The sequence below is a fragment of the Streptosporangium sp. CA-115845 genome (assembly GCF_050943795.1).
In the GTDB taxonomy this organism is placed as follows: domain Bacteria; phylum Actinomycetota; class Actinomycetes; order Streptosporangiales; family Streptosporangiaceae; genus Streptosporangium.
Map to the genome: position 1 here is coordinate 1,605,692 of NZ_CP191988.1, position 22,868 is coordinate 1,628,559.

A 22,868-nucleotide genomic window follows, 5' to 3' on the forward strand; every position below is an offset into this window, starting at 1 on the left:
CCAGTGAACTTTTCACACTCGTAGGGTGTTCCGCCGGAACACGGGGATCAGCAGGGGAGGGCCAGTGGAGGCCACGGAGACAGAACGGCAGGAGCGGCCGGAGCCACCGGCGCTGCGGATCGTGCTGCCCGGCTGGCTGGCGGCCCTCCGCAGTCCGGTGCTGCTCGGCGCCGCCCTGCTCATCGTGGTGTCGCTGGTGCTGCGGCTGCTGATCCTGCGCGACTCCTACTTCGTCGAGGACGACCTGCTCTTCGTCGGCGACGCCTACCGGAGCGACCTCACCCTCGACTTCGTGACCCGGGTGCACAAGGGCCACTTCATGCCCGGCGCCCTCGCGCTGACCTGGGTACTCTCGCGCGTCGCGCCCTACGACTGGCTGCTGGTGGCCGGTGTCACGTTCGTCGCGCAGGCACTGCTCAGCGTGCTGGCGCTCCGGCTGCTGCGGATGCTGTTCGGCACCCGGCCGGCGATCCTGCCGCTGCTGGCCCTGTTCCTGTTCTCCCCGCTGACGATTCCGGCGTTCGGCTGGTGGGCGGCCGCCATCAACGCGGTGCCGCTCCAGCTCGTCCTGGTACTCGCGCTGACCGACCAGGTCCGCTTCGCCCGCGGCGAGGGCACCCGGTACGGCCGGCACGCGCTGGCGTGGTGCGTGGTCGGCATGGCCTTCAGCACCAAGGGGGTCTTCGTCACCTTCCTGCTCTTCGCCCTGACCACCGCCTTCCTGCGGGAGCGGGAGAAGGGCTGGATCACCTCGGCGCTCGGCGAGGTGCGGCGGCACTGGCGGCTCTGGTCGGCGCACGTGCTGGCGCTCGCCACCTACACGATCCTCTATCTCGCCAGGATGAGCACGGCGCCGGGGGAGGGCGCCTCGGTGCCCGATCCCGGCGTGACCGCCGACCTGCTCTCGATCCTGCTGGGCCGGACGTTCCCCAGCGGGGCGATCGGGGGTCCGGTCGACTGGGCGCCGACCCCGACCGGCGGCCTGACCGCCCCCTCCGACGTCCTCGTCGCCGTCTCCTGGGCGGTCCTGGCGGTCCTGCTTGTGATCACCGTCCGCTACCGGCGCCGCGCGCTGCGGGCGTGGCTCGTCCTGGGCGGCTACCTGCTGCTCGCCGACGCGATCCCCACGGTGATCGCCCGGGGCAACTACACGTCGCTGGTGGGCCTGGAGAGCCGTTACGTCGCGGACGCGGTGGTCGTCCTGATGATCTGCCTGGGGCTCGCCCTGCTGCCGGTCAGCGGGGAGAGCGGTGCCTACCGCCGCGCGCTGCCCGCGCCGTCCTCGCTCGTCCTTGCCGCGGGGCTGACCTCGGGTGCCTACCTCATGCTGTCGATGATCTCGATCGGGGCCTATCGGGACACCCTCACCGGCGACCGTGTCCGGACATATCTTGAAACGGTCGCCGGGCAGCTCGCCGCGGCGCCGGACAACGTGGTGATCTATCCGACCCCGGTCCCCGACGACATCGTGCTCCCGGTCAACGGCGAGCGGCGGCTCAGCAGTCACCTGCTCACCCCGCTGGCCCGCCCGGCCGTACGGGTCAGGATGGCGCATCCGGAACCCTCGGAGGACGCCAAGGTCTTCAATCGTGACGGCAGGCTGGTGCGGATGAGCATCTTCGGCTTCCTGGCCACCCGGGGCGAGGGCGAGCGGTGCATACGGACCCTGGACGGCACCGCGTTCTTCCCCGACGCGGTCTCCTTCGGCGGGAAGGCCACGGCGGGCGCGCTGGTCTACATCTCCGACCGGCCGGTCTCGGTGACCGTGCAGGTCGGCGAGGAACGGATCGTGCTCAGCCTGCAGCAGACCTCCGGCGGCCTCGTCCACTTCCCGGTGGCGGGGGTGGGCAAGGGGATGAAGATCGTGATGGACGATCCGACGGCCCCGCTCTGCATGACCGGCGTCGCTCTCGGGGCGCCGGTCGCCGAAGGCGAGCAGCCCTCCTAGCCCTGGGAGATCTCCGGGGCCTGCCGCGGGAGTGGCCGCTCCGAGCCCTCCGCCGGCGCAGGGCGCAGGGGCGGGCGCACGAGGCGGTTGAGGCGCTGGGCGGGCTGTTCCACGAACCGGTAGGTCAGGGTGGCCATCGCGAGCGTCATGACGGTGATGGGTACCAGGTTGCCCAGGAAGTTTCCGGAGAACTGCTGCTGCTCGGTGAAGCCGTACCACAGGTAGATGGCCACGAACTGCCAGAGGAAGACGCCGTAGGAGATGCGGCCGAGGAAGCCCATCACCGGGTTGGCGAGCAGGACCTTCACCGGTGAGTCGCCCGGCGGCGGCAGCGTGGCCGGGACGAGCAGGCACAGGGCCACGATCGCGTAGAGGGCCAGTTCGAACAGGCCCGACCAGACGCCGTCGATGCCGAGGAAGCGGGTGCCGGTCACCGGGGAGGCGGCGACGGCGTACGCCAGGGCGGCGACCAGCCACCACGAGCCGGGGGAGGCCCACACCGCCCGTTCGAAACGCCGGGCGGGGGAGTCGGTGTCCGGGGTGGCGCGTATCCAGGCCAGCACCACGGCCAGCGCCATCCCCACGGCGAAGAAGATCATCGACCGGGGCGGCCAGCTGTTCAGGAAGGGCCGGTACTCCGGGTAGTAGGTCAACAGCGTCCAGGCGAAGGAGAGCGCGATCAGCACGCCCAGGCCCGTCAGCAGCCGCCGGGCCCGCCGGTGCACGTCCGCCCCGCCGCGCCGGGCGAAGGCGGCCAGGCCCGCCGCGAGCAGGGGGAGCAGCACGTAGAAGGCCACCTCGACCGAGAGGCTCCACATCTGGGCCAGGCCCTTGGGCCCCAGGCCGAACCACCAGGTCTCGGTGACGTAGTTCTGGTTGAGGGTCAGCAGCGTCAGCCAGCTCCAGGCGTCGGAGGTGTGGTCGCGTGACCAGATGAACATGGCCACCACGACCACCAGCCAGTAGGCGGGCAGGATGCGCACCGCCCGCTTCCACAGGTAGGCGCGGGTGTGGACGGCGGGGGTCTGGCACAGTAGCGCGGCCGCGTAGGGACGGTAGAGCAGCAGCCCGGAGAGTGCGAAGAAGATCGGCACCGCCACGTCGCCGCGGGAGAGCAGCGCGCCGGTGAAGCCTTCGCGGAGCGCGGCTCCGGACTCGCTCGCGACGTGGAAGACGAGCACCGCGAGCGAGGCGACGGCACGCACGCCGTCCAGAGTGTCCAGATGACCGACTATTTTGGAGGGAGCCTGCGGAGAGAGCTGTTCCGATCTAGAACTTGTTTCGGTCACTTTTCCGCATCCCCCGGTGACGTCGATCACTCGCTGCACCTAACATACTGGTCAGTAGCCTTGTCAATCCACTTATTTCCCCCCAAACCCCCCATGCTGTAATCCCCCAGGAGGGTAGATGCGTCGGGTCGTCGGAGTAATCCTGTTAGCCGTCGGGGCGTTCCTCATTGTGCTCGCGCCGCTGGTGCGTTTCCAGATCGGTGGCAGCCTGATCGCGGCTCCGGCCGCCCAGTACGGGATCAGCAAGCTGGAGGCCACCGGGGCGCAGTACTTCAGCGCCAAGGACCTCAAGGTGATGACCGGCGACCTCGCCATCACCGTCACCACTCGTGGGGACGTGTCCCAGTCCCAGGGCGACCGGGTCGTCTGGGACGAGTTCACCGCGGTCAACGACTCGACGAACGGTAACCCGGGTATCTCGCTCGGCGAGCGGCGCAGTGCCTTCAACAAGTACACCGGCGAGGGCATCAACTGCTGCGCGGTGAACATCGACAAGAAGCCCAGCAAGCTTGAGGGCCAGATCTACAAGTTCCCCTTCGACGTCGAGAAGAAGACCTACAAGGTCTTCAACTCCACCGCGGGCATGGCCTTCGACGCCACGTTCGTCGGCGAGGAGAACGTCAACGGCCTGCCGGCGTACAAGTTCGAGCAGGTGGCTCCGGAGACGAAGACCGAGACCCGCACCGTCCCCGCCTCGATCATGGGCGTGACGGACGTGACGGGCGACGTCCAGGTGGACCGGTTCTACGAGGGCAAGAACACCTACTGGATCGAGCCGGTGACCGGCTCGCCGGTCAAGCAGGAGCAGCAGCGCAACGATGTGCTGCGGACCCAGGACGGCGCCCACAGCATCATCGCCTTCGCGGCGACGGCCAAGATGACCCCGCAGACCGTCGACGAGCTGGTGCGCAACGCCACCGAGGGCAAGAGCCAGATCACCCTGCTCAAGGTGACGATCCCGGTGATCCTGCTGCTGGTGGGCCTCGCCCTGCTGGTCACCGGATTCCTCCTGGTCCGCAGGACCGGCCGGGGCTGACGATCGGAATGCGGTGAGCTCCGGTGACCGGATCCTGGCGAGCCAGGATCCGGTGAACGAGAAAGCGGTGGCCGGGGGGCCGTCGGCGAATCCGCCGGCGGCCCCCCCGGCCGCGCCGGACCTCCCCCTCCCGGGCGCCCGGCGCTTCTCGCTCGTCGCCCTTGTCCGGGCCTGCCGCCCGCGCCAGTGGCTGAAGAACGCCCTGGTGTTCGCGGCCCCGGCGGCGGCCGGCGTGCTGGGGACCGCCCAGGGCCTGCTGGGCGCGCTGATCGCCTTCGTGGCGTTCTGCCTGGCCGCCGGCGGCACCTACCTGCTCAACGACGCCGCCGACGTCGAGGCCGACCGCCGCCACCCGCGCAAGCGCCACCGCCCCATCGCGGCGGGCCTGGTCTCGGTACGGCTCGCCTGGATCGTCGGAGCCCTGCTCGTCGTGCTCGCCCCGGTGTTCGCCGGGCTGTCGGGTGACTGGCGGCTGCCGGCCGTCGTCGTCGGATACCTGGCGCTGACCTTCGCCTACACCTACTGGCTCAAGCACGAGGTGGTGGTGGACCTGGTCGCGGTCGCGGGCTGCCACGTGATCCGCGCCTTCGCCGGGGCGGTCGCCGTGGACGTGCCGGTGACGAGCTGGTTCCTTGTGGTGATCTCGCTCGGCTCGCTCCAGCTCGTGGCGGGCAAGCGGGAGGCCGAGCTGCGCGCCGCCGCCGGCGGCAACTCCACCCGCGCCATCCTGGCCGCCTACACTCCCGGCTACCTGTCCGGCGTCCGGATGATGTCGTCAGGCGCCATGATCGTGACCTACTGCCTGTGGGCGCTCAACGACCACCCCGGCCCGTTCTACGGGATCAGCATCGTGCCCTTCCTGCTCATCGTGCTGCGGCACAATCTGCTGGTGGACAGGGGCGTGGGGGAGGAGCCCGAGGAGCTCGCCCTGCGCGACCGGCCCACGCAGGTGTTCGTCGCGCTCCTGCTCGTCTCGCTCGCCTTCGGGATCTACCTGCCTTGACCTCCTCTCCGGGGCCGAGGCCCGAGTTCCGCACGCTCAAGGAGGTTCGATGACCTTCCTGACCGGCTGGGGCCGTACCGCGCCGACCCCCGCGCGTCTGGCCAGGCCCCGCTCCGCCGAGGAGGTCGCCGAGCTGGTACGGCGGGCACCGGGCCGGGGCGTCGCGGTCCGGGGACTCGGCCGCTCCTACGGCGACGCCGCGCAGAACTCCGGCGGCCTGGTCCTCGACTGCACCGCGCTGACCTCGTGGTCCCTGGACGAGACAACCGGCCTGGTCACCGCCGCCGGCGGACTGAGCCTGCACGATCTGATGACCGCCCTGGTGCCTTTGGGGTGGTTCGTCCCGGTCACCCCGGGCACCAGGTACGTGACGGTCGGCGGGGCCGTGGCGGCCGACGTGCACGGCAAGAACCACCACGCCGACTCCTCCTTCGGCGCCCACCTGCGCTCCCTCACCCTCGTCACGGCCGACGGCGCCGGCCGTACGCTGACGCCGGGCGACGACCTGTTCTGGGCCACGGTCGGTGGGATGGGGCTCACCGGTGTGATCACCGAGGCGGTGTTCCAGTGCCTGCCGATCGAGACCTCCCGGGTACGGGTGGACGTGACGCGCACCCGGGACCTGGACCACACGCTGGAGACGATGGCGGCCACCGATCACCGCTACCGCTACACGGTCGCCTGGATCGACCTGCTCGCCGCGGGCGCCCGGATGGGCCGCAGCGTGCTCACCAGGGGAGACCACGCGACCCGCGACGAACTGCCGCGCGGCGCCGACCCGCTGGCGTTCGCTCCCGGTTTCGCGGTGAAGGCCCCCGCCTGGGCGCCGAACGGGCTGCTCAACCAGGTGACCGTACGGGCCTTCAACGAGGCCTGGTACCGGAGGTCGCGCCCCGGCACCGGTCTCATCCAGGGAGTCGCGCCGTTCTTCCACCCGCTGGACTCGGTGGACGGCTGGAACCGGGTCTACGGCTCGCGCGGCTTCGTCCAGTACCAGTTCCTGGTGCCGTTCGGCGAGGAGGCGACGCTGCGGCGGATCGTCTCGCGGCTGTCGGCCGACGGGGTGGTCTCCTTCCTCACGGTGCTCAAGCGGTTCGGTCCCGGCACGCCGGGGATGCTGTCGTTCCCGGCCCCCGGCTGGACGCTCGCCCTGGACATCCCCGCCGGTCGGCGAGGGCTGGCCGGGCTGCTGCGAGAGTTCGACGGCTGGGTGGCCGGGGCGGGCGGGCGGATCTACCTGGCCAAGGACTCGCGGATGTCGGCCGAGACGATGGCCGCGATGTATCCCCGGCTGGCAGAGTGGCGGGGGATCCGTGACGAGGTGGATCCGGCCGGGGTGTTCCGCTCGGACCTGTCGAGAAGACTCTCCCTGTGAGCCGCGGTCGCGTGACGTGCCGTGCGGCTCGGCCCCCGTGGCGGGCGAGCGGACACGTTCCGGTCCCGGACGCCGATGAGGAGGACTGCCGATGAGGAACGCCCTGGGCGCGGTGGACACCGTGCTGCTGCTGGGTGGGCGCAGCGAGATCGGGCTGGCGATCGTCGAGCGGCTGGTCCGCGACGGTGCCCGCCGGGTCGTGCTCGCCGCCCGTGACGCCACCGCCGGGCCGCCCCCGGTGATCGGGGCCGCCGAGGTGCACCTGCTGGACTTCGACGCCTCCCGGCCCGAGACGCACGGCGAGGTGATCGAGGCCGCCGCGAAGCTGGTCGGTGACCTGGACGTGGTCATCCCCGCCTTCGGCGTACTGGGCAGCCAGCAGACCTACGACGCCGATCCGGTGGCCGCCGCCGAGGCGGTCGCGGTCAACTACGGCGGGCACGTGTCCGCCGGTCTCTTCGCCGCGCGGCGGCTGCGCGAGCAGGGCCACGGCACACTGGTGGTGCTCTCCTCGGTGGCCGGGGTGCGGGTGCGCCGGGCCAACTTCGTGTACGGCTCGGCCAAGGCGGGCCTGGACGGGTTCGCGCAGGGGTTGGGTGACGCCCTGCACGGATCGGGCGCCCGGGTGATGGTGGTCCGGCCTGGTTTCGTGATCGGCAGGATGACCGAGGGGATGTCTCCCGCGCCGATGTCGTCCACCCCTGGCCAGGTCGCCGACGCGGTGATCGCCGGGTTGCGCTCGGACGCCGAGGTCGTCTGGGTTCCCGGCGGGCTGCGGGTGTTCTTCGCGGTGATGCGCGTGCTGCCGCGCGCGATCTGGCGCCGAATGCCTCGGTGAAACAGGTTCTTGTTCCGGTTTCCCGGCAATGGTGTGGATTTCCGATAATACCGACGAAATATTCTAGACTAGAACACGTTGCAGTTTGCTGAGGGCAGGTCGTACCGTGGGCGCATGCGGACACGTGTCACGGACATGCTCGGGATCGAACTTCCGATATTCGCTTTCAGCCACTGCCGGGACGTCGTCGTCGAGGTCAGTCGCGCCGGAGGGATGGGCGTGCTCGGCGCGCTCTACTTCACCCCGGAAGAGCTCGAGATGGAGCTCAAGTGGATCGACGACCACGTCGACGGTAAGCCGTACGGCGTCGACGTGGTCATGCCCGCCTCCTACGCGGGAGCCGACCTGGGCGTCGACTCGCCCGAGGATCTGGTGGGACGGCTCCAGGGGATGATCCCCGAGGGGCACCGCGCGTTCGTCGACAACCTGCTGACCTCGCACGGCGTCGGTCCGCTGTCCGGCGAGGAGGCCGGCCGGGCCCTGCTCGGCTGGACCGACGCCACCGCCCGGCCACAGGTCGAGGTGGCGCTGCGGCACCCGATCGCGCTGCTGGCCAACGCCCTCGGCCCGCCGCCCGCCGACGTGGTCGAGCTGGCGCACGCCAAGGGCGTGAAGGTGGCGGCGCTGGCGTCCACCCCCCGGCACGCGGTCAAGCAGGTCGAGGTCGGCGTGGACATCGTCGTCGCGCAGGGCACCGAGGCGGGCGGGCACACCGGGGAGATCTCCACGATGGTGCTCATTCCACAGGTGGTGGACGCGGTGGACGTGCCCGTACTGGCCGCGGGAGGCATCGGCAACGGCCGCCAGATGGCGGCGGGCATGGCGCTCGGAGCCGAGGGGGTGTGGACCGGTTCCATCTGGCTCGCCGTCGAGGAGGCCGACACCCCCGCGATGGCCAGGCAGCGCATCCTGGAGGCCACCTCACGTGACACCGTGCGCTCCCGCTCGTGGACGGGCAAGCCCGCCCGGCTGCTCAGGAACGAGTGGACCGACGCCTGGGAGGCGCCCGACTCGCCCGGCACCCTGCCGATGCCGCTGCAGTTCATGCTGATCTCCGACGCGCTCCGCCGCATCGCCCGCTCCGACGCAGCCGAGCTGGCCACCTTCCCGGCGGGTCAGATCATCGGGACCATGAACCAGGTACGGTCGACCAAGGACGTGGTGTTCGGGCTGGTGGAGGAGTACATCGAGGCCACCGAGCGGCTGGGACGGCTGACCGGGGAGTAACGCGGGTTCATGGCCCGCCGCGTTCTCCGTTCCAGGTACACCTGATCAATGGGTGGTCGTGGTCGTGCCGGGGGAGTTCCGGCGGATGGCCAGTACGGCGACGTCGTCGCGGAGGTTGCCCCGGGTGTGTCGGAGCAGTTCGGTGTGGAGGGTGCTGACCACCTGATCGGGGGAGGCGTCATGCCAGCGGGCCAGGCGGTCCTCCAGGGGGTAGAAGACGCCGGACGGATCACGGGCCTCGGTGACGCCGTCCGTGCAGAGCAGCAGGGTCGAACCGGGAGGGAAGTCGAACCATTCGACGGCACGTGGTTGCGAGGTGAGGGAGCCCAGCCCCAGGGGGGCGCCCGGATCACGGAAGAGAACCGGGCCGGTCCGCTCGCCGGACAGGATGTACAGCGGAACATGGCCGCAGTTGACGGCCTGGGCCTGGTATCCGCTGTCGACGCTCAGCACGAGGGCGGTGACGAAGCGCTCGGGTTCGCCGGCCTGCTTCGCGAAGGCGTTGTGCCGCAGCACGGCGTTTTCCAGTGCGTTCACCACCGTGGGGAGAGCCGGTTCCCGGAAGGCCGCCTCCCGGAAGGCGCCCAGCACCGCGAAGGCGGTGCCGATGGCGGGCAGGCCCTTGCCCTGGACATCGGCGATGAGCACCCGGCTGCCGTACGGCGAGGCCACGACCTCGTAGACGTCGCCCCCGACCATGCTGTCCTCCTCCGCAGGCTCGTACAGCCCGTCGACCAGGAGTTGGTCGGTGAGCAACGGCAGCGGGCGCAGGATCTGCCGTTGCAGGGCCGCCGACGCCGAGCGCAGCCGGGCGATCTCCTCGTTCTTGCGGATCCGCCACCGGCCTCCCGCGACACTCAACCCCCCGAGCACGACAGAGAAGGCGATCAACGACAGATTGACGGCCGGCTGCAACGGGTGGTAGAGCACCGAGCCGGTAACGACGAGGACGACCCATCCGGCGGTGAGGAAGGTCTGCCGCACCGTCCCCACCCCGGCGACGAAGGCGGGCAGAACGATGAGGAAGGGGACCAGCCGACTCTCTCTGTCGCTCAGGTAGCCGGACACCAGGAGAAGCACGGTGAGGCCAAGGAGCCAGTACAGCAGAACGGTGGAACTGAGCGCGGAGGAGGCGGTCTCGCTCCGTTTCCCGCCGTTCTCCGGCGGGCCGTCAGAAATGCGCACCGTTGCCCCTGCTCTCTGCTGTCGAGGTTCCGCGTGCCCGGTCTCGGTGGAACGGCACGCGCCATCTCGTGGTGCGCGGGGGGCGATGAGTCGGCTGGTCGGGGGACGCGCTCCGGTGGGTGGGTGTTCCGGGCGGCCGTCTCAGTTTCCGTCTGGTGTTCTCAGGCCTTCGTCCTGCTCGGGCGCGGTGGTTTCGGGATTTTATACGCCGCCCGGAACACCCACCCACCTCCGCGCCATTCGGCCTCGCCGTACGGGAGCGGACCGTAGTCGCTCTCTTTCGGGCCGCCCAGTGTTCTCCGTACGGCTGAAGCAATCCGTACGAGATCGCTCGGCGCGAATCGCCGTAGCTGAAGCGTTGCTCTCGAAAGGAGCGCAGGGTTGCCGGAACGGGTGAGCTCCGAGGCGCCCGCAGGGCCGAAGTATGGTTTCGCGGTGGGAGATCGGTCTCTGCTCGTTCGCAACAGGGCCTGTGCCCCCGCATCATCCGCCGCTGCCGTAGGGGCGGGTGATGATCTCCAGGTTGTGGTGGTTCGGGTCCTCGAAGTAGAGGCCGCGGCCGCCGTCGTGGTGGTTGATCTGCCCGACCTGCCGGTGGAAGGGGTCGGCGTAGTAGGTGATGCCGGCCTGCTGGATCCGTCCGAAAATGGTGTCGAACTCCTTCTCGGAGACCAGGAAGGCGTAGTGCTGGGTGGTGATCTGTTCCTCGTGGCTGTCGGCGAAGTCCAGGGTGACGCCGTTCCCGGTCGCCACCGGGATGAAGGGGCCGTAGGGGGCCCCGACCTCAAGGCCCAGGACGGCGGCCAGGAACTCGGCGGACGCCTTCTTGTCGCGGGCCGCCACGATGGTGTGGTTCAACTCAACTGACATGCTGGAGTCCTTCCCCGAAACGGACGAGACGGTCGGCCTCTGAGGCTCTTGCCCAGGAGATGGTGCGGAGAGTCGTGCCATGGCTCGTCCATTACCGCCGGGTCGATCCTGCCTGTTCTTCGGTGCCGTGATCGGGGCGTTCGCGGCGCGGATCGCTGCTTCCGGGGTGCGGATCCGGCCTACGGATCAGGCGGTTTCGCGGAGATCCCCATCGCAGCGGCGGGAGCCTCTCACCGGATGCGCCGCTTGCCACAGGCATGTGTTCGGGAAATTAACGGTTTCCGCTGTCGGCGGAGATAGGCTATTTCCTGAACACGGGAAGGAGGGAGGTCATGACGGCATCCCTGCCGCCTCACAGTGAGGCGGATGTTCTACGGGCAGGCGTAGCCGCTCTGGCCGGCCGACTTCCGGCTGGATGGACGGCGCGGCAGTCTGAAGAGGGGATGACCGCCGACCGTCGGTTCGACGCGCTTCTGACGGTGACGGCACCGGATGGAACCTCGGTCACCTTGGTGCTGGAGGTCAAACGCCTGGTGGAGGGGCGCGACGTCGCCACGATACGAGATCGGCTGGAGCGTTCTACCCAACAGTTTTCCGGCGTTCGGGGTGTGGTTGTCGCCAGATACCTGTCGCCGCCGGTACGCAAGCGCCTCGCCGACGCGGGCCTGTCCTATGTCGACGCGACGGGAAACGTGCTCCTGAATGTGCCCCGGCCCGGACTGTACGTTGCGGAACGAGGCGCTGATCGCGACCCGTGGCGCGGCCCCGGCAGGCCGAGGGGGACGTTGAAGGGTGCTCCGGCTGCGAAGATCGTACGTGCTCTGCTGGACTACGACAGGTCATGGACGGTTCGCGGGCTGGTCGAGGTCGCCGGAGTCTCCACGGGGTCGGCCTATCGGGTGATCAAGTTTTTGGAGAGCGAGGATCTGGTAGCACGAGACGACTCAGGCGCGGTGACCGTACCGGATTGGGTCGCGTTGTTGCGGCGCTGGAGCGATGACTACGGATTCGTGCGGAACAACCACGTCACGCGGTGGATAGCGCCGAGAGGCCTGTCAGATCTTGTGAAGCGTGCCGCAGGTAGCCCTGTCAGGTACGCCGTGACGGGGACTCCGGCCGCTGCCGAGTGGGCCGCATATGCGCCGGCGCGTTCCGCGATGATCTATGCGGCAGACGTCGACCAGGCCACGCGGTTATGGGGCCTTCGCGCCGCCGATGCCGGGGCGAATGTGATGTTGGCAAAACCTGACAGTGACATCGCCTTTACCCGTACTCTTGCCACTGCTTCCGGCCTGACGATTGCGGCACCGGCCCAGGTCACCGTCGATCTGATGACCGGTCCCGGACGTAGCCCATCCGAAGCCGAGGAACTTCTCGAATGGATGACGCGGAATGAATCCTCCTGGCGGCGGTAGAGATGACCTTCTCGTCAGATCTCGCTCCGCTCTTCTCGATGCGTTGGGAGCACTGGACGCCCACCGGGACGCGGTGATCGTGATCGGTGCGCAAGCGATCTACCTGCGCACCGCAGGAAGTCCCGTCGCGCTTGCCGAGATGACCAAGGACAGTGATCTCGCACTCGACTCATGACGGGCTCTCATCACCCGGGAGCGATGGGAATTCCAACGGTCGGGAGGCGAGGAGTGATCTGTCTTTCGCTTTACCCGGCCAGCTCGTGGACGCCCTTCAGTAGCCGGTCCACGTCGGACTCGTCGGTGTAGGGCGCGATTCCGGCGCGGATGGCGCCGGTGTCGCCGAGGCCCAGGTGGCGGGAGCACTCCAGCGCGTAGAAGGTGCCGGCGGGCGCGTTGACGCCGCGTTCGGCCAGGGACCGGTAGGCGTCGGCCGACGCGATGCGGCCGATGGAGAACAGTGTCGTGGGGGTCCGTCTGCGTGAGGCCGCTCCGTACGAGGTCACTCCGCCGATCTCGGCCAGACCCGCGTCGAGCCGCCCGAGCATGGCCTCCTCGTGCTGTTCCAGCGCGGCCATCGAGGCGGTCAGGCGTTCGCGCCGGGTGCCGTCACCCGGTACCAGGCCGGCGAGGAAGTCGACCGCCGCCGTCGTACCGGCGAGCAGCTCGTAGGGGAGGGTGCCCAGCTCGAAGCGTTCCGGCACCGCGTCGCTGGAGGGGAGCAGCTTGTCCGGGCGGAGGGTCTCCAGCAGCGCGGGGGCGGCGGCCAGCACGCCCAGGTGCGGGCCGAGGAACTTGTACGGCGAGCAGGCGTAGAAGTCGGCGCCGAGCCCTTGAAGGTCGATCAGACCGTGTGGCGTCAGATGTACGCCGTCGACATAGAGCAGCGCCCCGGCCGCGTGCGTCCGCTCGGCGATCGCCGGGATGTCCGGCCGGCTGCCCAGCAGGTTCGACGCGGCGGTGACGGCCACCAGCCGGGTGCGCTCGGTGAGCAGGCCGGCGACCGCGGTGACGTCCAGCTCGCCGCGCTCCGGATCGAAGTCGGCCCAGCGGACGGTGACCCCGTGTGCCTCGGCGGTCTGTACCCAGGGCCGGATGTTCGCGTCGTGGTCCAGCCTGGTGACCACGACCTCGTCACCGGGACGCCACCCCTTGGCGAGCGTGCGGGCCATGTCGTAGGTGAGCTGCGTCATGCTCCGGCCGAACACGATGCCGGTCGGCGTACCGCCGAGCAGGTCGGCCATCGCCTGGCGTGCCTCGACCACGATGCGGTCGGCCCGGCGCTCGGCGGCGGTTCCGGCGCCGCGGTTGGCGACGGCGGCCCGCAGGGTGCCGGCCACGGCGTCCGCCACCTGCTCGGGAACCTGCGAGCCTCCCGGCCCGTCGAAGTGCGCCGCGCCCTCGTCGAGGGCGGGGAAACGCGCCCGTACGGCTGCCACGTCGTATGCCATGAGACCTCCAGGATCGCTGCCGACACCGGTGCTCCGTCCGGCCGACAGAAAACGGCCCGGTCGTGCGGTCGCAGCCTATCCAGCCGTGGTGTTCCGCGGGTTTCCTGACCACGATCGTCGCGGCTGCGACCAGTCGCGTGTCCATCTCACGAGTGTCGGGATGGTGGGAGCCGATACCGGACAGAGTCGCCCATGGCAGCCGCTGCCCCATGATCAGAGGGTTGTCTTTTCAAACTAACCGGTGCTACGGTCTTCGGGGTTGGTTAGTTGGAAAATCCAACTCTCTAGGAGAAGCCGTGATCCCAACGCGGACGGACGGCGCCGTCGCGCCGGGTGCCCTGCTGCGCGAACCGGTGGGCGCCCTCGTCGAACTGGGAGAGCACCTGTGGGGTTTCGGTGGTGTGCACGGTGGCCTGACCCTCGCGCTGCTGACGGCGGCGATGGGGGAGCAGGTGCCCGGTGCGCTGCTGCAGAGCGCTACGGCGCGCTACCACCGGCCCCTTGGTGAGGCGTTCCGTGTCGAGGTCTCGCCGGTGCGCTCCGGCCGTACGCTCGCATCGCTCGCGGGCCGGGCGACGACGGAACGGGGCGTGCACGTCGACGCCTCGGCGACGTTCGGGTTTCCGGGGCGCGTCTCCTGGCCGGTCGTCTCGCCCGTCGCGCCGGTGGTGCCGCGACCGGAGGACTGCGGGGTCTTCACGATCCCGCCCGAGTTCGTGGCCATCTCCACGGCCATGGAGATCCGCGCCGTGGGGTCGAACCGTCCATATTCGGGCGGGGCCGACGCCGAGCTGACCGCCTGGATTCGCCTGGTGGAGGACTCCGAGCCGCCGGACGCGCATCGCCTGATCCTGCTGATGGACGGGCTGGCGCCGTCCTACTCCGCGGTCCTGCCGGAGCTGCTGCCCATTCCCACCGTCGAGTTCACCGTACGGCCGGGCGCCGGGCTCGCGCGGGCGGAGTCGCCGTGGGTGCTCCTGCACGCTCGTACGCATCAGGCGGGCGCCGACGGCTGGATCGACGAGCGGATCGACGCCTGGGGTCCTGACCGGGACCATCTCGGTTCCGCCCGGCAACTCCGCCTGGTGAGATGAGCCGGCCGGGGCCGCTGGGAGCGGCGACCGAGGCGACTGAACCGCGCGGCATGCCAAAGCAGGCCCAGCCGCGCGAGTGCTCCATCGCCGACACCCTGGACCTGGTCGGCGAGCGGTGGAGCCTGCTGGTGATCCGCGAGCTCAGCCACGGCGTGCGGCGGTTCGACGGCATCGTGCGCAACACCGGCGCCTCCCGCGACATTCTCACCGTCCGGCTGCGCAAGCTGGAGGCGGCCGGGATCATCCGGCGGGAGCGCTACAGCGACCACCCCGTACGCTTCGAGTACCATCTCACGCCCGCGGGTGTCGAACTATGTGACGTCCTGATCATGCTCATGAGGTGGGGCGATCGCCACCTGCATCCCGACGACCCTCCGGTCCGCTGGCAGCACTCCTGCGGCGAGACCCTCGACGCGATGGTCATCTGCCGCCAATGTGGCGGCGAGGCCCGCGTCGGTGCTCACTCACCCACCGGCCGCGGGGTGAAAGCCGGAAATGTCGTGCATATGGAAACCGCTGAGTAGCCGTTATTTCCTCTGTGCAGTGAGCCGCCCGCATTCTGCGGCCTTCAGGATGGTCGGTGAACGGTTACTCGAGAGAGGTGCCGCCCATTTGGGCGAGGAGTTGTTGCATGCGGTCGATCTCGATGCGCTGGTCCGCGTCGACGTCGGTGGCGAAGCGGTAGGTCTCGGGTTCCTGGCCGCCGCCGTCGGCGAAGAGTTTCTCCACCATGCTCAGCGCGCCCGTGTGGTGGCGGATCATGAACTGGACGAAGAGCTTGTCGAACTCGGCGCCGCTCGCCTTCTCCAGCTCGGTGAGCTGTGCCTCGGTGAGCATCCCGGGCATGATCCCGCCGTGCGCGTGGCCCGAGGATCCGTTCGGCACCTGCTTGAGGCGCGCCCGGAGCCAGTCCTGCATCAGCCGGATCTCGTCCTGCTGTGATGCCTTGATCCGTTCGGCGAACAGTGACAGGTCCCTGCGCGTGCTGCGGGTGGGGACGAGCTCGGCCATCACCAGGGCCTGCGCGTGGTGCGGGATCATCCCCTGCATGAAGCGTACGTCGGCCTCGGTGTACTGCTGCTCCTCGGGTTGGGGCAGCTTGTCGCCGGTGAGCACCTGACCTGACTTCCCGGGGGCGCCCGGCTGCACGACCACGGCGGCCTGCTCGGAGCCCTCGGACGTGCAGGCGGAGAGGATTGTAACGAGAGGACCCGCCCTTGAAGGGGTTCACCAGCAGGTGGACGTGACTGCTCTCACTGCCCAACTCGGCCAGCTCGGTTTCGAAGTCGGCGCACATGGCACGCATGGTCTCTTTCAGGCGTGTCAGGTGGGTTCCGGCGAAGATCGGGTGCCGGTATTCGCCATAAAACCAAATGATCATGCAGAACGAAAATGCAGTGCCTGCCTGTTCTGATATCCCCATACTCGGTCATAGACCAGGGTTAGGATCGCGGCGTGCAGTTGCGGTACAACTTCCGCCTCTACCCCGCGGCGGAGCATCGTCGAGCGTTGGCTCGGGCGTTCGGGTGCGCGCGGACGGTGTTCAACGACGGGCTGCGCGCCCGCCAGGAGGCCCGCAAGCAGGGGTTGCCTTACATCTCGGACGGAGACCTGTCCAAGCGGGTGATCACCGCGGTGAAGCAGACCCCGGAGCGGGCGTGGCTGGGTGAGGTCTCCGCAGTGCTGCTCCAACAGGCGCTCACGGACCTGAACACCGCCTACCGTAACTTCTTCGCCTCCCTGTCCGGCAAGCGCAAGGGTAAGAAGGTCGCCCCGCCACGGTTCCGGTCCCGGAAGGATTCCCGGCAGGCGATCCGATTCACGAAGAACGCCAAGTTCAAGATCACGGCGGCCGGGAGGCTACGACTGCCGAAGATCGGGGACGTGCCGGTTCGCTGGTCACGCTCCCTGCCGTCGGAGCCGTCGTCGGTGACGGTGATCAAGGACAGCGCGGGCAGGTACTTCGCGTCGTTCGTCGTCGAGACCACCGACAAGCCGTTGCCCGAGACCCTGGACGAGGTCGGCATCGATCTGGGGCTGACGCATTTCGCGACCCTGTCGAACGGGAAGAAGATCGATAACCCACGCATCCTGCGCCGCGCAGCCAAGAAGCTCCGCAAGGCGCAAAAGGTACTGTCTCGCAAGCAGAAGGGGTCGGCGAACCGCACGAAGGCCAGGCTGAAGGTCGCCCGGGCATACGCCAAGGTGGCCGATACGCGCCGTGACTGGTCACACAAGCTGTCCACCAGGTTAGTCCGCGATAACCAAGCGGTCTACGTGGAGGACCTTGCGGTGTCCGCTCTAGCGCGCACCAGGCTGGCCAAGAGCATCCATGACGCGGGCTGGTCCCAGTTCGTGACCATGCTCCAGTACAAAGCCGCGAAGCACGGCAGGTACTTCGGCAAGGTCAGCCGGTGGTTTCCGTCATCGAAGCTGTGCTCGGTGTGCGGGATTGTCGCCGCGTCGATGCCGCTCAACGTGCGGGAGTGGACGTGCGGCTGTGGCGTCACCCACGACCGCGATGTCAACGCGGCGATCAACATTCTGGCCGCTGGGCAGGCGGACAGGCTAAACGACTGTGGAGTGTGGGTAGGACCGGGAGCGATCCCGGCACCGCGCGGTGAAGCAGTAACCCACCCGAAGCCGCGCACGCGGCAGGCGGGAGTCTCCGTCCTTTAGGGAGGAGGATACCAATACAAGCTTCCGGTGCCTCAGGTCAACCAGGAGAACTGTGTGGCCCACAACGGGTCGCTCGTCCCGGTGCCCGGACGCGACATCATGGTCCAGGCCTGGTACCAGGGCGGCATCTCGGCCTTCGACTTCACCGACTCGGCCAACCCGAAGGAGATCGCGTTCTTCGACCGCGGCCCGGTCAGCGCGACCTCGCTGCTCACCGGTGGTGCCTGGTCCAGCTACTACTACAACGGCCACGTCTACAGCAGCGAGATCGCCCGTGGATTCGACGTGCTCGCGCTGACGCCGAGCGCGCACCTGGACAAGGCCGAGCTCGACGCCGCGGCCCTGGTGCGCTTCGACACGTTCAACCCGCAGAGCCAGCCGAAGATCACCTGGGCGCCGAGCTTCGAGATCGTCCGGGCCTACTACGCGCAGGCGCTGCGTGCCGGCACGATGGAGGAGGACACCGCCGCCAACGTGCAGAAGTTCGTCGACCGGGCTGAGAGGTTCAAGGACGGTCCGCAGAAGAAAGCCGCCGTGGCGCAGCTGCGGGCTGTCTCCAACCAGCTCGACGCCGCCGACAGCGCGCAGGCCGCGCTGATCAAGGCTCTTCGCGACCTGGCCGACGCGCTCGGCTGAACCGAGCCGCGGCGATCCGCGATGAACCGATGAGAGGGGGCGCCCGCCGGGCGTCCCCTCTTTCTCATGGGTGTTGTGAGCACCGCGGGTGGCTCATTCTCCCCGGTAGACGGCCGGGCGCTTCTCCCGGAAGGCGCGGGAGCCCTCCTTGGCGTCCGCCGAGCCGATGACCGGCCAGCCGATGCCGTCGGAGACCTTCAGTGCCTCGGCCTCGGGCATGCCCAAGGTCTCGCGGTAGGTGCGCAGGATGGCCTGGACGGCGAGCGGGCCGCACTCGGCGACCTGGGCGGCGATCTCCAGCGCGACGGCCAGCGCCTGCCCGTCGGGGACGACACGGTTGACCAGGCCCATGCTCAACGCCTCCGGCGCGGTGACGGCACGACCGGTCAGCAGGATGTCCATGGCGAAGGCGTACGGGATCTGGCGCGGGAGCCGGATCGCCGAGCCGCCCATCGGGAACAGCGCGCGGCGGGCCTCGAAGAGGCCGAGGGTGGCGGACTCGGCGATCACCCGCAGGTCGGTGCCGACCAGCAGTTCGGTGCCGCCGGCCACGGCGTACCCCTCGACCGCGCAGACGATCGGCTTGGTCGGCAGCGCGTCCGAATCGCGGAGCAGGCCCTTCCAGTGGAAGTCGGGGATGGCCGCGGCCCGCTCCCTGACCCGGGGGTCCTGTGAAGGAGTGCCCATGGCCTTGAGGTCGGCGCCCGCGCAGAACGTCCCGTTCGCGCCGGTCAGGACGGCGACGCGGACCTCGGGCTCGTCGGAGACGTATGCCCAGGCGTCGGCCAGGCCGACCAGCATGTCCGACGAGAGCGCGTTCCTCGCCTCGGGCCGGTCCAGGGTGACGACGACGACATGACCGTCGCGCTCGATCCGGCAGTGTGGCGTGCTGATCGGCAGAAGTTCCACGGGAAGACCTCCGTTACTTTACCAAGCGCTTGGTAGGCAATCCTAGATCCGGCGCGGTCCGCACCGCCAGGCCGCCCGGCGGTGAGAGGTCTTCCCCGGACGCCTTCCAGGGGCCGGATCATCGTGAAACGCTCAGGGTCCATCCGGGAGTCAGAGTGCGTATCAAGCGCTTGCTAGGTGTGTCTCCTGGGGTTAGTCTGCCCATGCGCACAAGAACAGATTTCTGTTCTATTTACCCCGTTCTGCCAGGGCTTGTCGCCATAAAGAGATCATGATTCACTCCGGCGAGCCGGGGCCTTTCGACAGAGAGGATTTCCGATGGGTACGCTCGGTTTCTGGAGACTGGCGCAGGCGGACCCCGAGTGGGTGGCCGCCGTCGATCCCGACGGCACGGAACATCGCGCCGGTGACCTCCTCGCCCGTGCCAACCGCCTCGTCCACGGACTGAGAGAACTCGGGCTGAAGGCGGGCGACGGTATCTGCGGGCTCGTGCCCAACGGCTCCGACGGGCTGGTCCTCTACCTGGCAGCCCTGCAGGCCGGCTGGTACTACACCCCGATCAACTGGCACCTCACCGGTCCCGAGATCGGCTACATCGTGGCGGACAGCGAGGCGCGGGCCTTCTTCATAGACGAGCGCCACGCCACCGAGGGCCTGCGCGGCGTGGCCTCATCGGGCATCGCCGGGGACCGCGTCTTCGCGTTCGGCCGGGTGGACGGGGTGCGGCCCGCCTCGGAGCTGACAGACGGGCAGCCGGACACCGCACCCGCCGACCGTACGGCGGGTGCCACCATGCACTACACCTCCGGCACCACGGGCAGGCCCAAGGGCGTGCGCCGCCCGCTCAACGGCATGGACCCCGACGACGCCGCCGAGCTGATGACCTTCCTGCTCGCCCTGTTCGGCATCACACCGGGCAAGGAGAACGTCCACCTGGTCACCTCGCCGAACTACCACACGGCCGTCACCCAGTTCGGCGGGACGGCCCTGCAGATGGGGCACACGCTCGTCTACATGGACAGGTGGGATGCCGAGCAGACGCTCCGGCTCTGCGAGAGGTACCGCGTCACCAACTCGCACATGGTCCCCACCCACTTCAAGCGCCTGCTCGCGCTCCCCGACGAGGTGAAGTCCCGATACGACCTCTCCTCCCTCAAATGGATGATCCACGCCGCGGCCCCCTGCCCGGTCCCGGTCAAGTGGGCCATGTTCGAGTGGTGGGGCGACTGCATCTACGAGTACTACGCGGCGACCGAGGGCGGCGGCACCATCGCCACCCCGGAGGGCTGGAGGAAACATCCCGGCACCGTCGGCACCGCCTGGCCGATCAGCGAGCTGCTCATCGTGGACGAGGACATGGAGCCCGTCCCGACCGGGACCCCCGGCACCATCTACATGAAGATGATGGGCGTCAGATTCGAATACAAGGGCGACCAGGAGAAGACCGAGGCCGGCCGGCTGCAGGACCACTTCACCGTCGGTGACATCGGTTACCTGAACGAGGAGGGCTTCCTCTTCCTCTGCGACCGCAAGGCCGACATGATCATCTCCGGTGGGGCCAACATCTACCCGGCCGAGATCGAGAACGAGCTGATGATCCACCCCAAGGTCGGCGACGTGGCCGTGTTCGGCATCCCCGACGAGGAGTGGGGCGAGCAGATCAAGGCGGTGGTCGAGCCGGCCCCGGGAGTGGCGCCCTCGCCCGAGCTGGCCGCCGAACTCATCGAGTCACTGAGAGGCCGCCTGTCGAAGATGAAGTGGCCCAAGTCCATCGACTTCATCGGCGAGATGCCCCGCGAGCCCAACGGCAAGCTCCTCAAACGCAAGCTACGTGACCCGTACTGGGAGGGACACGAACGTGCCATCTAGCGATCCAACGACTCTGCGGGCTCGGCACGCGCTGGAGTTCCCCGGCGGATACACGCGCACGACGGGACCGGTGATCGGACGCTTTCTCACCGAGTTGCGGGACGGACGCGTCGTCGGGGTCCGTACGGCGGCCGGGCGGACACTGGTGCCGCCGCTGGAGTACGACCCCGACACCGGCGATGCCGTCACCGAGGAGTTCGTCGAGGTCGGGCCGGCCGGGACCGTCGAGAGCTGGGCGTGGGTGAACACCCCGAGGAAGGGCCATCCGCTGGACCGGCCGTTCGCCTGGGCACTGATCCGGCTGGACGGGGCCGACACCGCGCTGGTGCACGCGGTGGACGCGGGAGACGTCAAGGCCATGCGCCCCGGGCTGCGGGTACGCCCCCGCTGGCGGGCCGAGCGCACCGGGCACATCACCGACATCGAGAGCTTCGTTCCCGAGGTCACCAGGATCGTCTCCGAGGTCCGCGTCGAGTACTCGCTCCGGCCAGGCCTGGCGCTGGCCCGATTCCTGCAGGGCGTCGCCGAGGGCGTCCTCATCGGCTGCCGGTGCGGCACCTGCCACAAGGTCTACGTGCCCTACCGGCTGTCCTGCCCCGAGTGCGGAGTCTCGATCACCGAGGAGGTGGTCGTCCCCGACACCGGTACGGTCACCACCTTCGCCATCAACAACCTGCCCGACCCGCGCGCCCCCGAGGTGCCGTTCGTCTCGGCCTACATCCAGCTCGACGGCGCCGACATCCCGATGATCGCCCTGGTCGGTGGGATCGCGGCCCACGAGGTGCGCCAGGGCATGCGGGTGCGGGCCGTGTGGGTGCCCGAGGAGGAGCGGACGATGTCCATGTCGAACATCAAGTGGTTCGCCCCCACCGGCGAGCCGGACGTGGAGCTGTAGATGCGTGAGATAGCGATCGTCGCGTTCGCGCAGACCAGGCACAGCGCCGTCGACGAGGGACAGAGCGAGTCCGAGCTCATCCTGCCCCCGCTGGAGACGGTCCGGGCCGCCACCGGGCTGCGGAAGTTCGGTTTCACCTGCTCGGGGTCGTGTGACTATCTGGCGGGCGCCCCGTTCTCCTTCGTCTCCGCGCTCGACGCGCTCGGTGCCTGGCCGCCGATCTCGGAGAGCCACGTCGAGATGGACGCGGCCTGGGCGCTGTACGAGGCCTGGGTCAGGCTGCAGCACGGCGACGTCGACTCGGCCCTGGTCTACGGCTTCGGCAAGTCCTCCCAGGGGGACCTGCGGGAGATCATGACGCTCCAGCTGGACCCGTACTACCTGGCCCCCCTCGGCCTGGACCAGGTCTCCTTCGCCGCGCTCCAGGCGTCGGCCACCGGGGCGGAGCGGGCCGAGCTGGACGAGATCGTGCGGCGCAGCCGCGCCGCCGGGAGAGCCAACCCCTACGCCCTCGACCTGCCGGAACCGGCGGGGGAGGGGGCCGAGGTCGAGCCGCTGCGGCCGTACGACATCGCCCCGATCACCGACGGCGCCGCCGCGGTGGTGCTGGCGGCGGGGGACCTGGCCAGGGAGCTGTGCGAGCGCCCCGCGTGGATCACCGGGATCGCGCACCGGATAGAACCCCATTACCTGGGCATGAGGGATCTCGCCCGGTCGGCCTCCGCCGCGGACGCCGCACGAGCGGCGGGGGTCGGCAAGGGGGACGTCGAGGTGGCCGAGCTGCACGCCCAGTTCAGCCACGAGGAGATCATCCTGCGCCGGGCGCTGGAGCTTCCCGAGGGCACCCGGGTCAACCCGAGCGGCGGCCCCCTCGCGGCCAACCCGGTCATGGCCACCGGCCTCATCAGGATCGGCGAGGCGGCCCGGCACATCCTGGACGGCACCGCGAGCCGCACCCTCGGACACGCCACCAGCGGCCCCTGCCTTCAGCACAACCTCGTCACCGTGATGGAGGCTTGATCATGGAGCGAACCCGACGCAGCGAGCGGAGTGGGCCGCGCGGCGAAGCAAGCGGTCCGCGGAGCGAGCGAGGAGCGGTGAGTGACCATGTGGTGGAGCGAACCCGACGCAGCGAGCGGAGTGGGCCGCGCG

21 protein-coding genes and 1 pseudogene are annotated in these 22,868 nt (G+C 69.2%); 15 read left to right on the top strand and 7 right to left on the bottom strand.

Annotated elements, in window-relative coordinates; all coding sequences use genetic code 11:
• The first annotated feature begins 64 nt into the window (after positions 1 to 64).
• Positions 65 to 1,948: a hypothetical protein gene (locus ACQP0P_RS09645; RefSeq protein WP_433373730.1), complete on the top strand. Its 1,884-nt coding sequence runs from the start codon at positions 65 to 67 to the stop codon at positions 1,946 to 1,948.
• On the opposite strand, the gene ACQP0P_RS09650 is transcribed toward ACQP0P_RS09645, so the two are convergent.
• On the bottom strand, positions 1,945 to 3,153 hold the full coding sequence (locus tag ACQP0P_RS09650) for an acyltransferase family protein (protein WP_433373733.1): 1,209 nt from the start codon (positions 3,151 to 3,153) through the stop codon (positions 1,945 to 1,947). The genes ACQP0P_RS09645 and ACQP0P_RS09650 overlap by 4 nt on opposite strands.
• Positions 3,154 to 3,355: 202 nt before the next feature.
• Here ACQP0P_RS09650 and ACQP0P_RS09655 point away from each other — a divergent pair, with 202 nt between their 5' ends.
• The 5 genes from ACQP0P_RS09655 to ACQP0P_RS09675 all read left to right on the top strand — a co-directional run bounded on the left by ACQP0P_RS09655 (position 3,356) and on the right by ACQP0P_RS09675 (position 8,716).
• On the top strand, positions 3,356 to 4,273 hold the full coding sequence (locus ACQP0P_RS09655; protein WP_433373736.1) for a DUF3068 domain-containing protein: 918 nt from the start codon (positions 3,356 to 3,358) through the stop codon (positions 4,271 to 4,273).
• A gap of 52 nt (positions 4,274 to 4,325) precedes the next feature.
• A complete protein-coding gene (locus ACQP0P_RS09660) occupies positions 4,326 to 5,276 on the top strand; it encodes a decaprenyl-phosphate phosphoribosyltransferase (protein WP_433373739.1) in 951 nt (316 codons plus the stop codon).
• Positions 5,277 to 5,325: 49 nt separating this feature from the next.
• Positions 5,326 to 6,651 carry an FAD-binding protein gene (locus ACQP0P_RS09665; protein WP_433373742.1) on the top strand — a complete coding sequence of 442 codons (1,326 nt, stop codon included), beginning with the start codon at positions 5,326 to 5,328 and terminating at the stop codon, positions 6,649 to 6,651.
• A gap of 91 nt (positions 6,652 to 6,742) precedes the next feature.
• Complete coding sequence (locus ACQP0P_RS09670) at positions 6,743 to 7,489, top strand: SDR family NAD(P)-dependent oxidoreductase (RefSeq protein WP_350920991.1); 747 nt, start codon at positions 6,743 to 6,745, stop codon at positions 7,487 to 7,489.
• A 114-nt stretch (positions 7,490 to 7,603) separates the two neighbouring features.
• Positions 7,604 to 8,716 carry an NAD(P)H-dependent flavin oxidoreductase gene (locus ACQP0P_RS09675; protein ID WP_433373745.1) on the top strand — a complete coding sequence of 371 codons (1,113 nt, stop codon included), beginning with the start codon at positions 7,604 to 7,606 and terminating at the stop codon, positions 8,714 to 8,716.
• A 45-nt stretch (positions 8,717 to 8,761) separates the two neighbouring features.
• Here ACQP0P_RS09675 and ACQP0P_RS09680 read toward each other — a convergent pair whose 3' ends face one another.
• Entirely contained in the window at positions 8,762 to 9,901 is a 1,140-nt protein-coding gene (locus tag ACQP0P_RS09680; protein WP_433373748.1) for a PP2C family protein-serine/threonine phosphatase, read from the bottom strand.
• A gap of 483 nt (positions 9,902 to 10,384) precedes the next feature.
• Positions 10,385 to 10,771, bottom strand: a complete 387-nt coding sequence (locus tag ACQP0P_RS09685; protein ID WP_433373751.1) for a VOC family protein — start codon at positions 10,769 to 10,771, stop codon at positions 10,385 to 10,387.
• A gap of 332 nt (positions 10,772 to 11,103) precedes the next feature.
• Between ACQP0P_RS09685 and ACQP0P_RS09690 the strand changes: the two genes are divergently transcribed.
• Positions 11,104 to 12,186, top strand: coding sequence for a hypothetical protein (locus ACQP0P_RS09690; RefSeq protein WP_433373754.1), 1,083 nt, complete (start codon positions 11,104 to 11,106; stop codon positions 12,184 to 12,186).
• Positions 12,187 to 12,229: 43 nt separating this feature from the next.
• Entirely contained in the window at positions 12,230 to 12,361 is a 132-nt protein-coding gene (locus ACQP0P_RS09695) for a hypothetical protein (RefSeq protein ID WP_433373756.1), read from the top strand.
• Positions 12,362 to 12,431: 70 nt separating this feature from the next.
• Here ACQP0P_RS09695 and ACQP0P_RS09700 read toward each other — a convergent pair whose 3' ends face one another.
• Entirely contained in the window at positions 12,432 to 13,634 is a 1,203-nt protein-coding gene (locus ACQP0P_RS09700; protein WP_433373759.1) for a cysteine desulfurase-like protein, read from the bottom strand.
• Between the two features lie 296 nt (positions 13,635 to 13,930).
• Between ACQP0P_RS09700 and ACQP0P_RS09705 the strand changes: the two genes are divergently transcribed.
• Positions 13,931 to 14,728: a thioesterase family protein gene (locus tag ACQP0P_RS09705; protein WP_433373761.1), complete on the top strand. Its 798-nt coding sequence runs from the start codon at positions 13,931 to 13,933 to the stop codon at positions 14,726 to 14,728.
• A 50-nt stretch (positions 14,729 to 14,778) separates the two neighbouring features.
• Complete coding sequence (locus ACQP0P_RS09710; protein WP_433373764.1) at positions 14,779 to 15,252, top strand: winged helix-turn-helix transcriptional regulator; 474 nt, start codon at positions 14,779 to 14,781, stop codon at positions 15,250 to 15,252.
• 64 nt (positions 15,253 to 15,316) lie between these two features.
• On the opposite strand, the gene ACQP0P_RS09715 is transcribed toward ACQP0P_RS09710, so the two are convergent.
• Positions 15,317 to 15,883, bottom strand: coding sequence for a DUF305 domain-containing protein (locus tag ACQP0P_RS09715; RefSeq protein ID WP_433373766.1), 567 nt, complete (start codon positions 15,881 to 15,883; stop codon positions 15,317 to 15,319).
• Between the two features lie 130 nt (positions 15,884 to 16,013).
• Positions 16,014 to 16,151 (bottom strand): annotated as a pseudogene (locus ACQP0P_RS09720) (hypothetical protein); the annotation flags it as partial.
• Between the two features lie 32 nt (positions 16,152 to 16,183).
• Here ACQP0P_RS09720 and ACQP0P_RS09725 point away from each other — a divergent pair.
• Positions 16,184 to 17,407, top strand: coding sequence for an RNA-guided endonuclease InsQ/TnpB family protein (locus ACQP0P_RS09725; protein ID WP_433373769.1), 1,224 nt, complete (start codon positions 16,184 to 16,186; stop codon positions 17,405 to 17,407).
• A 27-nt stretch (positions 17,408 to 17,434) separates the two neighbouring features.
• A complete protein-coding gene (locus ACQP0P_RS09730; protein ID WP_433373772.1) occupies positions 17,435 to 18,043 on the top strand; it encodes a hypothetical protein in 609 nt (202 codons plus the stop codon).
• A gap of 93 nt (positions 18,044 to 18,136) precedes the next feature.
• Here the strand turns inward: ACQP0P_RS09730 and ACQP0P_RS09735 are convergent, their stop codons facing one another.
• Positions 18,137 to 18,952 (bottom strand): crotonase/enoyl-CoA hydratase family protein, encoded by an 816-nt coding sequence (locus ACQP0P_RS09735; protein WP_433373775.1) that lies wholly within the window; start codon positions 18,950 to 18,952, stop codon positions 18,137 to 18,139.
• A gap of 318 nt (positions 18,953 to 19,270) precedes the next feature.
• Between ACQP0P_RS09735 and ACQP0P_RS09740 the strand changes: the two genes are divergently transcribed.
• Genes ACQP0P_RS09740 through ACQP0P_RS09750 form a run of 3 tightly spaced genes read left to right on the top strand, consistent with a single transcriptional unit; the run spans position 19,271 to position 22,736 of the window.
• Positions 19,271 to 20,821, top strand: coding sequence for an acyl-CoA synthetase (locus ACQP0P_RS09740; protein WP_433373778.1), 1,551 nt, complete (start codon positions 19,271 to 19,273; stop codon positions 20,819 to 20,821).
• On the top strand, positions 20,811 to 21,716 hold the full coding sequence (locus ACQP0P_RS09745; protein ID WP_433373781.1) for a Zn-ribbon domain-containing OB-fold protein: 906 nt from the start codon (positions 20,811 to 20,813) through the stop codon (positions 21,714 to 21,716). The genes ACQP0P_RS09740 and ACQP0P_RS09745 overlap by 11 nt, the downstream gene beginning before the upstream one ends.
• Positions 21,717 to 22,736: a thiolase domain-containing protein gene (locus tag ACQP0P_RS09750; protein WP_433373783.1), complete on the top strand. Its 1,020-nt coding sequence runs from the start codon at positions 21,717 to 21,719 to the stop codon at positions 22,734 to 22,736.
• Positions 22,737 to 22,868 lie beyond the last annotated feature (132 nt).